This window comes from Clostridium sp. CTA-19, from assembly GCF_054767855.1.
In genome coordinates this window covers 71,572-84,786 of record NZ_BAAABH010000002.1, presented here as the reverse complement: position 1 = coordinate 84,786, position 13,215 = coordinate 71,572, and the positions used below count along the sequence as shown (strand labels likewise).

The following is a 13,215-nucleotide window of genomic DNA, read 5'->3' as shown; positions in this document are numbered from 1 at the left end:
CCCCCTTTTCGTTAAAAGCACATTATTATATTTATTTTTAGAAAATCAAACTTCTATAAACATATCCTTTCCCTCACCACAAGCAGGGCAGGTCCAATCCTCAGGTATTTTTTCAAAAGTTGTTCCTGGATCTATATCACCTTCAGAATCTCCTAAAATAGGATTATATTCGTAACCACATCCATTACATACATAATGTTTCCAAGTTGGATGGGTCTCTTTTGGAATCGCTCTTTTCATTTTTTTCATTGGTGGCGCTTCTTTTTTTGGTTCTCCATTATCAAAGGCCTCAGTAAGCAATGGCAATATTTCCATTAAATCTCCAACAATTCCGTAATCTGAGTTTTTGAAAATTTTTGCATTAGAATTATTATTTATAGCAACAATTGTAGAAGCTTCCTTTATACCTTTCAAATGTTGAATTGCACCTGAAATACCGCAAGCAATATACAAATTTCCTTTGAATTTTTGACCAGACATACCAACGTATCTATCCAATGGTACATATTTAAGTGTTTCTGCTACTGGACGGGAAGATCCTATAGCTGCACCAACTTGAACTGCTAAATCTTCTATAAGCTTCATATTTTCTTTTTCTCCTATTCCGAGTCCTGCACTGACCACTCTTTCAGCTTTATTTATAGGAGTATCTATAGGAATTCCAACTGTGAAATCATAACCATCTTCCTTAAGAGCTTTTACAAGCGCATCTACTTTTTCCTTAGCAGTTCCTTCTTTGAAAATCACTTTTTTACGATAACCTGTATTAGCAGATTTATTTTTATAAGTTTCACCTGCATTCTTAGTTTTTGGCATTTTACCTATTATATTGGCAGCTATAACAACGCGTTGAATCTCATTAGTTCCTTCATATATTGTACAAATCTTAGCATCTCTGTAAGCACGCTCAACTTCCATACCTTTCATATATCCGCTTCCACCAAATATTTGAAGAGCGTCATTTACAATCTCAAGACAAACATCAGAAGCATATTGTTTTGCCATAGCGGCTTCCATACCATAGCGTTCATGATATTCCTTAAGCTCTGCAGCACTATAAACAAGTAATCTTGCTGCTCTAAGCTTTGTAGCCATATCTGCTAACTTAAAAGCAACAATCTGTTGCTGGCAAATAGGTTTACCAAATTGAATTCTTTCTTTTGAATACTCAAGTGCATGTTCGTATGCGCCTTGAGCAATGCCAAGAGCCTGAGCTGCAATACCAATACGGCCACCATCCAAGGTGGACATAGCAATTTTAAAGCCATCTCCTTCTTTGCCTAATAGATTTTCTTTAGGGACTTTTACGTCATTGAAAATTAGCTCTCCAGTGGCAGAAGAACGAATACCCATCTTATCATAATGTTTACCAAATCTAAAACCTTCCCAATCCTTTTCTACAATAAAAGCACTAATACCACGGGTACCTATATCTGGTGTAGTAACTGCAAAAATTATATAAATATCAGCTTCACCTGCATTAGTTATAAAAATTTTTTCTCCATTTAAAATATAATAATCCCCTTCTAAAACAGCTGTGGTCTCTGTACCTCCAGCATCACTGCCAGCATTTTCTTCCGTAAGACCAAAGGCTCCAATTTTTTCCCCTTTTGCAAGTGGAACTAAATATTTTTGCTTCTGCTCCTCTGTCCCATAAGCAGAAATTGGATATGCACCTAAAGATGTATGAGCTGAAAGAATTACGCCTGTACCACCATCTACTCTTGATAACTCTTCAACAGCAATAGCATAGCTAATTACATCTAAACCTGCTCCGCCATACTCTTTTGAATATGGTATGCCCATCATACCTATATCAGCCAACTTATGAATTTGCTCCAAAGGGAATTTATTTTCTTGATCTAACATAAATGCAATAGGTTTAATTTCTTCTTCAGCAAACTCTCTTATTTTCATCCTCAACTTTTCATGTTGTTCCATAGTCTTAAATAGCATAAATATACCTCCTTTAAATTAAAATAATATATAAATATTCTTCTTTAATTAATTTTTGTAATTAGAGCTTCTTAACCTTAAACATATTCTACAAATCTTTTTTACTTATATGAAAGCCGTATAATAAATATGTTTTACAGAATCAATTGTTTTGTAATTATAGTCCTATATAGTCTATTAAAAAAATTTCAAGGCTATTACCTTTCTTTTTCTTATTGTTGAACAATCCTGAAAAATAATAAAAATAAAAAAAGGTCTTTTAAAACCTTAATTATATTGAACTTGCTTTTAGAGATAAATTATTATATTTTTTAAACCAAAAACCCAGTTATAATCATTATAACTGGGTTTTAATTTATAATTCTTTATTCAACCTAACTGTAATTTTTTATATTCCTTGGACAATAAAAATTAAAATTATCTAAAAAAGTAACTCTCCTGGTTTATAACCGTTAGGTAATTCTTCCTCACATAAAAATTTGAAATTATCATCACGTAATATTGGTAAAAATGCTTCATATGGTATTCTAGGGAATTCACAAGCGTACGGACTTGCTCCAAACCATTTACCTTCTTTACTACTTAAATTTAAATCTCTAGCAAATTTTGTATGGTTTGAACAATCATGAACTGCTAAATCCCAATTTTCTTCATCAGCCACTTTCATTAATTTAAAAGTTAATTCTCTGCTCCAAATTGGAGAAATATAACCATGTCTAGAAATATACATGTTTTCTCCAAAATAGTTATCTATGTTATTCTCATTTAAATGCAATTCTGCACAATTTATAAAGTCAAGTTTTGTGTCTAAAATTGCTTGCTTTTTCTTAAAGAATACCTCAAAAAATTCAGGAGTCATTGGAGTTTCAATACCAACACTTTTAATATATTTTTTTGCTATTTTTATGTTTTCAATAACTTTATCTGAACAATTAGATGCACCTAAATTAAAACGTATCTCATCAAGACCAGCTTCACCTAAAGCTTTTAATGTTTCTTCTGTAGCCAAAATCCCATTTGTATATAAATGTTGATGAATTTGCGCATCACTAAATTTCTTTACAATTGAATAGTATTTTTCAATTTCCATAAATGGTTCTAAATAAACATAAGAGATACCAGTAGGTTTGTTATGTATTGAAAGAAGTAACTCAATATCCTTTTCGTAAAATTTTGTACCACCAATTTCCCACATACCTTCACCAATTGGTGGAATGTTATCTAAATCACCATAATTGTAACAAAACTTACACTCTATGTTACATTTATTTGTTTTTCTAATGGCACTTAAGCCAGTTCCTTTAAGACAAGAATGACATCCTTTAGAAAATTTATTTTCATTTCCTACGAAAAAAGTTCTATTATCTAAAGTTTTTAACCCTTTAATTTCTGACATTAATATATTATTTCTATGATCAATTGCCTCTTCAATTTGTGCAAATGTAGCGTAAACAATTTCTTGTTGTTTTACCATAAGTTCCTCATCTTCTGGTAACATTGAAAAAAATTCAATCCATTTTAACGCGTCTTCTTTTGAAATTTTCATACTATATCCTCCTCTAATTATGTATCACTATTATTTATATCTTCTTCCCAGCTTAATGAACAGTATTTTTACTAGTTTTAATTTTGTTTTGCTCAATTTCCTTACTAAAATTAAGATATAAATTATGAAAGAACTCTTCTTTCGTTATTTCTTGTATTTTTATCTAATTCTGTTTCATACCCGTTTTGAAATGTTTATTTATATCCCAAACGTTAAAAATGCAACATTTTTATTTGTTGTATTTTATTTATCATTAATTTAAATTCCGTTCATGCCATATAAATTACTATCTTCTATACAGTGTAATTTGTGCAAATATAACATTACATTTTGTATAAAAGCATTTTAAAGGCATTGAATAAATCTAAATTTAATCTCATTTCTCTATATGAATCAAATTACAAAAGTATTATAACATATAAATATATGCTAATTCTATACACACACCTTATTAAGTCTAACTACTATACCTCTAATATTACCACTAAAACTTATAACATTTTATTTGATTTGTTTTTGCCTGTTCAATTTTTCAACTTTTTCATTTCATCTTTTTAAATTAGAATTTTATTAATTTTTAATTTATTATCACGTTGAAAAATTTAAATATAATAAGACCACTGAAAATCAGTATACTTTTTCAGTAGTCTTTATAATACTTCCTTTTTTATATAGTTCTTATTTTAAATTAATTTTATCTAATAATATTTTCTTTTTTTCTAGCTTATATTTCAAAATTTTTAATATACTCATTTTTGAAAGTACTAATTGCTCAATTTGCTGAATTTATGTAAATATTATTTTTCTTTTTACCATTCCTTAGTAGCTTCCATATTTAAAATAGAAATCTATTAATTTTTCCTTTCCAAATTAGTTCATTCTTCATTCTCAATTAATTTAATAGCTTCTTTAAAATAAGGCTTATTTCCCCATAGTTCTTTATCTCCTACAATCATAATTCTTTTTTTTGCTCTTGTAACTGCTACATTTAATATATTAGGAGATTTAGACGCCCAATTCACAGCCCCTTCATGTTCTTTATCTACCCCTAAACAAATTATTACTATGTCTGCTTCTTTACCTTGAAATGTATGAACTGTTCCTATTGATTTTTTTATCCACTCATCTAAAGATTTACTATCTATAAAATCAAATTCATTTTTTAAATCTTTAATTCTATTTTTAAGTCCATTTACTACAGTCGTAAATGGTGAAATTACATATAAATTAGGAAGTTTATTATCAACAATGCATTTTTTTATTTGTCTATATATAACTTCTCCTTGTTCTGGAACATAGTGCGATTTTCCATCACAACTATTTCCTTTACAATCAATCCATGCACTCTTTTCAATAGGCAAATTTTTATCCTTACTTAATGTTGCATATATCATTTTATTATCATAAGCTATCTTATTACTTATATTAAACATAGGATTTTCACATCTTCTATGAACCCTTAAAGGACATCCTATCCACAATTCCTCACGATTTGTTCCATATTTATTTATTTTATCAGCCATTCCTTGCACTGATAAAGTTTTCGACACTATATCTTCTACATTCCAAGCTTTACCTATTACTTCAAGTAATGATAATGGAGCAGTTGATACTGGTTCTACTTGTAATGGATCTCCAACAACAATAACCCTTCTCGAACGCCAAATGGCTCCAAGTGCAGTTTGTGGTAATGCCTGCCCTGCTTCATCTATAAGTAACCATCCTATTTCTTCTCTTCCTAAATGTTTATACATTCTTGATATAGATGCAAATGGACTTGATATTACTGGAACTACTAGAAATAAAGTATTCCATAATTCATTCATATATTTTAAATAATCACCTTGCATTTCAGTCCCTGAAAGGTAATTCATAACTAATCCCAGATTACTTTTCATTGGTTTTTCAGCATTTAATATGAATGCTTTATGCAATTGTAATGATAATAAAAATAATTCACACCTCTTATTATTCAGTTCCTCAGTTATCCATAAACAATATATTTGTTGGTTATTTTTTGAATTTTTCCAATATCTTTCGGGATACAAATCTCCTAATTTACCTAACCAATCATCTTTTATTTTATTAATGGTATCCAACTTAATTAAATCTTGTTTTAAGTTTTTCTCTAATTCAGTCTTTTGTACTTTAAATTTATCTAAGATATCTTTAATATCATTTAAATCACTATTTGATCCTAACAAATTAACTAATAACTTTTTCTTCTCTTTATTATTAAATTCTAACTCTAAAACATATCCTCTATACTTCTTTCTATTTAAGATTCTACTTAAAAATGATGGTTTATCATTTAAATGGCATTTAATTATCTCATCTAATATATTAATTGATTCTTTTAATTTTACATTAATTTGTTCTGTTTTTTTATAATCGTTTTCACTGGATTTTATATAATTTTCTACATCCTTTATTCTACTATTAGTTGTACTAATACTATTTTTTACTTCTTTTTCTTCATCTAATACTTCCTTAAATTTATCTAATTTATTTATATATTCTTCTATCTCATTATATTTATCTAAAAATCTCTGTTTCTCTTCTTCCCAACTTTGAACTTTATTTTTCTCATCTTCATTTTTGTGAATTTTATAAAAACCTCCCCACCAAAAATTATTTACAAATTTTGAACAATTAGCTTTTTTGCCTAAAGAGGCTGAAATTAAGCCCCAAGTTTCCATGTTTAAAACTTTATTTGAAAAATCCTTAAAATAATCTGATCCTATCTCATTATAAAAACCTTCTATAGCTCCTATCTCTGGTAATTCTTTGGAGATATTTTCAACAGCATTATTATTATTAGAAACTATTGTTATTCCATATCCCTTTAAATTTTCATTTAATATGTATGGATAAAATGGAATATCGTTTCCTTTATTATTTTTAACCTTAATACAGTAGTCACTTTTTTGAAATGCTTCTTCTGGATGTTTATACTTAGCTAATTCTCGTGCTCTATTAACTACAACATTACTAATAATATCTCTTAATAATGTTGTTTTTCCTGTCCCTGGTGGTCCATTTACTGAAAATACACCACTACTATTAATTAACTGTTTTAGGGCTGTATTTACTGCTACTTGTTGCATTAAACTTAGCCCATATTTTGAAGGCCATTTACCCATAGGTATATTCTTAGGCTCTAAAGCAAGCTCTATCTGTTTAATATCATTTTCTATATCTATTTTTTCCATATTATTATATTGCAGAATAAAATCTTTAAATGCTTTACCATAATTGTTTACTTTCACTTCATTAATTAATTTTTCTATATCATTTAAATAGAAACTATTTAAATATGTATCAGTTTCTTCATTATTACTACTTTTTTTTATTTCAAATTCTTCTACTTTAAACTTTCTTTTTACTAATAACCAATTTTTATTAAACCACTTAAATTGTTTCAGTATTTCATCAAAAAAATTATTTAATGTATCGTAATTAACACTTTTTAACTTATTAATTGCAATACTTTCAAGCTCCTCTACAAAAAGTTTAAATTCATCAGAACTATTGGTTGTATTTATATTTCCAGAAATAAGTTCATTTATGGCATATGGTAATGTTGGCATTTTTATAGATTCCTCAATATATTCTCCTTTTTCATTTACCTTAAAAATACATAAACATGAAAATCCAGAAATTTTTTCTGGCAGTCCTTCTTTATCTCCATACTTATTAATTATAAAATCTATTAAATCTGAATTCTTGTATATACCTAGATAGACTTCAAAGTTTTTATCTTTTTTATTATTTAGCCAAGGAAATTCTTCACAATATGATTTTTTATCAAATTCAATTCTAAACTCTGAAAATTTCTCAACTGTATACCAATAATATAATTTATTTGTAATTTCTTTCATCATTACCTCCTAAATTTAGTCACTATCTCTTTTAATTTATATAGAAATTGATTTTCTCATCTGAAAAGTCATTTGCTATAAAACAAGGTATTTTTATCTTTTTATCCATTTAATCTCATTAAACTACAATATTTTTAGAACATGCATATTATATCACATATCAGTAAAATATTAGATATTTTACTAATATAATCTAATATTTTACTGATTTGTTCTAATATATATTTCTTATGATATATGATTTAATTTATTAACTTCCTGTTTTCGTATATTTACATTAAACTTCTATTTAAAACACTAGTTTTAAAACTTAATTTAATATTTCATATATAAAATCACATAGAAAAAGTCCTAGAAATAAGAAAATTCATAGGACTTTTTCTATAGAGTTTTAAGTTAAGTTATATATTTTGTATTCTAATATTTTTTAAACAATAAGTATTATATTTAAATTTTTGCTATTTATTTTGATATACGAATAACTGGTTTTATTACTTTTCCATCATGAGAGTCTTTAAATGCTTGTTCTATATCTTCAAAGTCATAAACAGTAATAATTTTATCAATAGGAAATCTTCCTTCTTTATACATTCTAATTATTTCTGGTATATATACTTGAGCAATACATTCACCTTCACATGTTCCACGTAAAGTCCTCATATTCATTAAAATATCTTCTCCAATATTAAAGGAATCAATTATTCCACTAGAACCTAATACAAATATCGAACCATTAAAAGAAGATGCTTTAATAGCTTTTTCTATCATAGGTCCAAATCCACTAGTGTCTATACAATAATCTACACCTCCTGGAACTATTTCATGAATTGATTTAACTATGTCATCTACTTCTTTTCTATTAATTGTATGAGTAGCACCAAGTTCTTTTGCAAGTTCTAAGCTTTTACTGTTACCACCAACTGCTATAATTTCTTTGCAGTGTTCCATATTAGCTGCCATAATTGCACTAAGTCCAACTGCTCCCATTCCGAAAACTGCAATTGTAGAGTTTATACTAGGTTTTATTATATTAGTGATTGTTCCAGCTCCTGTCTGTATACCACAACCAAGTGGTGCAGCTATTTCTAAATTAACATCTTTATCAACTTTAATTGCACTTCTACTATTAATTACTGAATGTGTAGCAAAAGAAGATTGTGCAAAGAACATTGCTATATCTTCACCATTTTTACTTAATCTACTTTTTCCATCAGCTGCAGTTCCACCAAAATTTATTTCATTGTAATGATCACAGTAAAAAGGTTTACCACTTCTACAAGCTGCACAATTTCCACAGTATCCGTATGAAAAAACTACATGGTCACCTACTTGAAAATTTTTCACTTCTGCCCCAACTTTTTCAATAATTCCTGCCCCTTCATGACCAAAAACAGCCGGGAACTTTTGATTCATACCACCTTGTCTACCAAATTCATCAGTATGACATATACCACTTGCTACTACTTTAACAAGTAGTTCATCATCTTTTGGCTCTGCAAGGTCAATCTCTTCAAATACAAAAGGTCCACCTTTTGTATTAACAACTGCCGCTTTTATTTTCATTGTAATTTCCTCCCAAATTAACATTTTTTATAGATTTCTTTTTCATAAGCACTGCAAAAGTAAATACATTCAAAAAACCAATTAAACTAATAATTGCAAGAATATATATACCTCTTGTCCATGATTTTGTTATTTCCACTGCTTTTATAATTATAGGTGTTCCTACAAATATACCTATATAATAAATAAAATTGATAAATGATATGCTTACACCAATAAGTTTTTTATTTTTAATAATGTTTGGTGCAATAATCATTACACAAGCAGAGGAAAGTCCAGTACCTGCTGAAAGTAATAATAACTGTAGAATTATACTCTTTGCATCTGTTAAATAATTGGAGTATATAACAGCTATTGTCATTATAAAAAAAGAACATACTGTTATTAATGATCCTTTTTTAGTTTTATCAATTAAATACCCAGCTATAGCTCCAAAAGGGATTCCAAATAATCCAAAGTAACTAGCATATCTATTTGCAACAAAGCTATTAATTCCATATTTTTGACTATATATTAACGGAAAAGTATTTATGAATGTAAAAAGTACTAATGCCATACACCCTTGTGCAATTGCTAAAATCCATATATATTTATTTGTGATTGCCTCTTTAAACATATTCTCGTCATTTTTACTTATAGTTTCTTCTTCATTTTCATGAATATCCTTTATCTTAAAAAAATATATAATAAACAATACTATGGAAATAATAACAATAAACATCCATGGACTTTTTATTCCATATTTTTTTACCATTGGCAAAAATATATTCATAGCTAATAAAGAACCTGCCGCTGAAAAAGTACCCCAAATTCCAGTAGCCAACCCTCTATTTCCATCTTTAAACCATTCATTTATAAATACAATTCCAACCATTATAATCATTGAAAATGCAATTCCTTCTATTAATCTTGAAAATAGCATTAATGTAAAATTATTAGAAATAAAACCTATGCTATTTCCTAAAATAACAGACAACATTAAAAAAACAAGTAATTTTTTAGGTCCAAATTTCGTAACCAAACGGCCACCAGGAATTGATAGAAATATTCCAGATAGAGTAAATATAGACATCAACCATGAAATTGATGAAAGTGAGAACCCCATCACGTCTACTATTTCATTTTGTATAGGAATTATTTTTAATTGACTTAAAGATATGACCACACCGCCTAAATACAATAATAAAAAGTTAGTCCATTTACTTCTTTTTTTAATTATCACAGAGTTAACCCCCTTAAATTATGCAAATAAATATACCTTTATATCTTCTTAATAAATACGCTAACCACTATATTAGTATCTATACACTGGTTAAAACATCCTTTAGATAACAGTGGTTAGCGTATTAACTGAAGTAATAATTGAGTACTATCCCAAATTTTTATTTTAATGTACTAAGTCTTCTTATAACTTCTTCAATTATTGAAGGTTCTAATGCATAACATATTCGAAACCACCCAGGTTCATTAGTTGCAAATATTCTACCTGGAGAAATATTTAACTTTAAGTCACAAAACATTTTTTCCCATAATTTGTTTTCAGCTTCAAATGTTTGTTCTTCTAGATATTTTGCAAAATTAGCAAATATAAATATACCTCCCTGAGCTTTTTGGGTTTTAATATCTAATTTGTTTAGAGCAGTTTCTATTCTTTGATAACTTATGTGTAATTGTTTTTTATTATCTTCCATTAATTTAGGAAGCTCTGATGATTTTAATAATTCTGTCAACAATCCTTGTGTATGTGTAGACACGCCTGAGTAATACGCTAAGTTTTGCATGCCTTTTATTAAGTCTTTATTAAATGAAATAGCAAAACCTGTTCTAAACCCTGAAAGAGCGAAATCTTTTGCAAAACTACTAGTAACATGTACATGTTCAATATAATTATCTGGAACTAATTTTAAAGTACTAATCCATTTTGTATTTGGATCATGAATGGTTTGACCATAAATTTCATCTGAAACAATATCAAGATTATGACTAATACTAAAATCGATTACATTTTTTATGGCATCTTCTGAATAAACAGTTCCTGTTGGATTATTTGGAGATGAATAAAGCACTCCTACAACTTTTTTACCCTTTAAAATTTCTTCATTATATACTTTTTCAAATATATCCTTATCCATATTTTCTCCACAATGGACTGGAACTAACTCTATTTTTGCTCTTTCTGAGAAATCATCTTCAAAACCTGAATAATATGGAGCTGGAACTAAAAAGACATCCCCTGGATCGCCTAACATTGTTGCTAACATTTCTAATGCTAAAGAACATCCTGAGCCTACAATTATATTGTCTGCAGTAATTTTTCTATGATTTTCATCTTCAAAAATAACTTTTTGCCAATGATTAGCTATTGCTGTTCTAAAATCCTTACTTCCATAAAAGAAATCATAGTGAAGATGATTTGGCTTTATATTCATTGTATTTTGTAATTTATATAATAAATTTATAATTTCATCATCAATTAAATGTGTCTCTGCTGTTCCTAAATTTATATATCCATCTTTTCTTGTTACAGGATTGTATCGTTTGTCTCTCGTACTAAAATCAGCATGCATAAGTGGAGACATATCTTTAACATTGGCCATTCCTCTTTTTGATAACGACATTCTATATACACCCCTTTAATTTTTTGTAAAATACTCTTTATAGCTGTATGATATTTTAAAATTTAGTGACTTAATCCTGCCTCTGTTTGTATTCCTGGTCTTGATGCAAGTCCCATGGTAGCATCAATAACTGCTCCATGTAATACAGTAGATTCTTCTCTTAACAACTTTTCTATCCAATAAGAAATTTCATCTGGTTGAATTAGACGTTGTTTTGATTGAGCAAGGTCAAATTTCTTTCTTTCTTCATGTGACATTTTAGATAATGTGCTAGATACAAACATTGGAGTTTCTGTTGCACCAGGACAAACTACAAAAACATCTATTAAAGTATGTGTATTTTCAGCAGCTAATTGTTTTCCTAAAAATGCTACTGCTGATTTACTCATTCCATCACTTAATGTAAAATAAGGGAAGGCTGCTAATCCACCACCTACAGATGAAATAAATATTAGTTTACTCTTACTTTCTTTCTTTAATAAGTTTTCTTTTACAACTTTATATATCCAAAGTGGACCAAGAGCATTAACCTTAAACATTGCCTCGTCTCTTTCAAAACCTAAATTATCATCATCCTTTGCATAATCTTTTACTGTTCCTGAGCCTAAAGCTGCATTAAAGATAATTCCATCCCATGAATGTTTAGTTAAAAATTCTGCTTTTTTTATAGCTTCTGGGTCTCCTTGGTCTAACTTATATGCAAATACTTTTCCTGAATATTGCTCTGTTAACTTTTTTGCTTTTTCTGAAGAACTTCTATAGGTAATATGAACTTCATAGCCCATTTTAGCAAGCAAATGTACTGTAGTTTCTCCAATTCCTTGTGTTCCGCCAGTTAGTAAAATTTTTTTATTTGAATTTTCCATAGATACCCCTCCAATTTAGTAATAAAATTTTTATTTAAAATTTAAAATTTTCTCAATATTTTTTATTTGTTTACATTCTATATGATTGTAAGCTTAAGGTAAATATTATATAATAAATACAAATAATAATTTATTTTTTAACTTTTAAACAAAATATAATTACAAATTATATTAAAAAACTTTATATTTTTTTGTCATATAGGAGATATATTAATGGATAAAATTGACTATGAAATAATGAAACATTTAGAAAAAAATGCACGAATCTCTATAAAGGAACTTAGTAAAAAAGTAAATCTATCTCAACCTGCCGTTAGTGTTAGAATGAAAAGATTAGAAGAAACCGGTTGTATTAGAGGTTATTTAACATTAATAGATCCTAAAACTATTAATAAAAATTTAATTTGTATTTGTTTGCTTTCATCTAAAAATAAAATTATAGAGCAAAGTTTTTTTGATTTTGTAAATCAATGTGAAGATATTGATGAATGTCATTGTGTTACAGGATATTATGAGTTTTCACTTAAAATATCCACGGAATCTTCATTTACACTTGGTGTATTACTTGATACTTTAAGAAAAAGGTTTGGATTTAAAAGTGTAACTTATCCAATAGTTAAGTCTATAAAAGAAAGTATATAGTATAGATTTTATATCACATCCATGGTATTTATTTACATATTTAAATTAGTTCTTTGAAATAATTTAATGCGATTGCAATTTTTAAAATTACGTTTAAATAATTTGCAATAAAAAAATCTTGGATTTCTCCAAGACTTTATACT

General features: G+C 27.9%; 8 protein-coding genes. 1 reads left to right on the top strand and 7 read right to left on the bottom strand.

Going from position 1 to position 13,215, the window contains the following annotated elements; all coding sequences use genetic code 11:
• Positions 1-45 precede the first annotated feature (45 nt).
• The 7 genes from ACYUE0_RS01615 to ACYUE0_RS01585 form a co-directional block, all read right to left on the bottom strand.
• Positions 46-1,956, bottom strand: coding sequence for an acyl-CoA dehydrogenase family protein (locus ACYUE0_RS01615; RefSeq protein WP_460269257.1), 1,911 nt, complete (start codon positions 1,954-1,956; stop codon positions 46-48).
• A gap of 421 nt (positions 1,957-2,377) precedes the next feature.
• Complete coding sequence (locus ACYUE0_RS01610; RefSeq protein ID WP_460269256.1) at positions 2,378-3,502, bottom strand: radical SAM protein; 1,125 nt, start codon at positions 3,500-3,502, stop codon at positions 2,378-2,380.
• An 875-nt stretch (positions 3,503-4,377) separates the two neighbouring features.
• The gene (locus ACYUE0_RS01605; protein ID WP_460269255.1) at positions 4,378-7,383 is read right to left on the bottom strand and encodes a DEAD/DEAH box helicase; all 3,006 of its coding nucleotides are present in this window, start codon (positions 7,381-7,383) and stop codon (positions 4,378-4,380) included.
• 462 nt (positions 7,384-7,845) lie between these two features.
• The gene (locus ACYUE0_RS01600; RefSeq protein WP_460269254.1) at positions 7,846-8,946 is read right to left on the bottom strand and encodes an NAD(P)-dependent alcohol dehydrogenase; all 1,101 of its coding nucleotides are present in this window, start codon (positions 8,944-8,946) and stop codon (positions 7,846-7,848) included.
• Entirely contained in the window at positions 8,921-10,168 is a 1,248-nt protein-coding gene (locus ACYUE0_RS01595) for an MFS transporter (protein ID WP_460269253.1), read from the bottom strand. Before ACYUE0_RS01595 ends, ACYUE0_RS01600 begins: the two co-directional genes overlap by 26 nt.
• Positions 10,169-10,328: 160 nt before the next feature.
• Complete coding sequence (locus ACYUE0_RS01590) at positions 10,329-11,564, bottom strand: aminotransferase class I/II-fold pyridoxal phosphate-dependent enzyme (protein ID WP_460269252.1); 1,236 nt, start codon at positions 11,562-11,564, stop codon at positions 10,329-10,331.
• A 62-nt stretch (positions 11,565-11,626) separates the two neighbouring features.
• Positions 11,627-12,430: an SDR family oxidoreductase gene (locus tag ACYUE0_RS01585; protein ID WP_061996235.1), complete on the bottom strand. Its 804-nt coding sequence runs from the start codon at positions 12,428-12,430 to the stop codon at positions 11,627-11,629.
• A gap of 213 nt (positions 12,431-12,643) precedes the next feature.
• Between ACYUE0_RS01585 and ACYUE0_RS01580 the strand changes: the two genes are divergently transcribed.
• Complete coding sequence (locus ACYUE0_RS01580) at positions 12,644-13,072, top strand: Lrp/AsnC family transcriptional regulator (RefSeq protein ID WP_460269251.1); 429 nt, start codon at positions 12,644-12,646, stop codon at positions 13,070-13,072.
• Positions 13,073-13,215 lie beyond the last annotated feature (143 nt).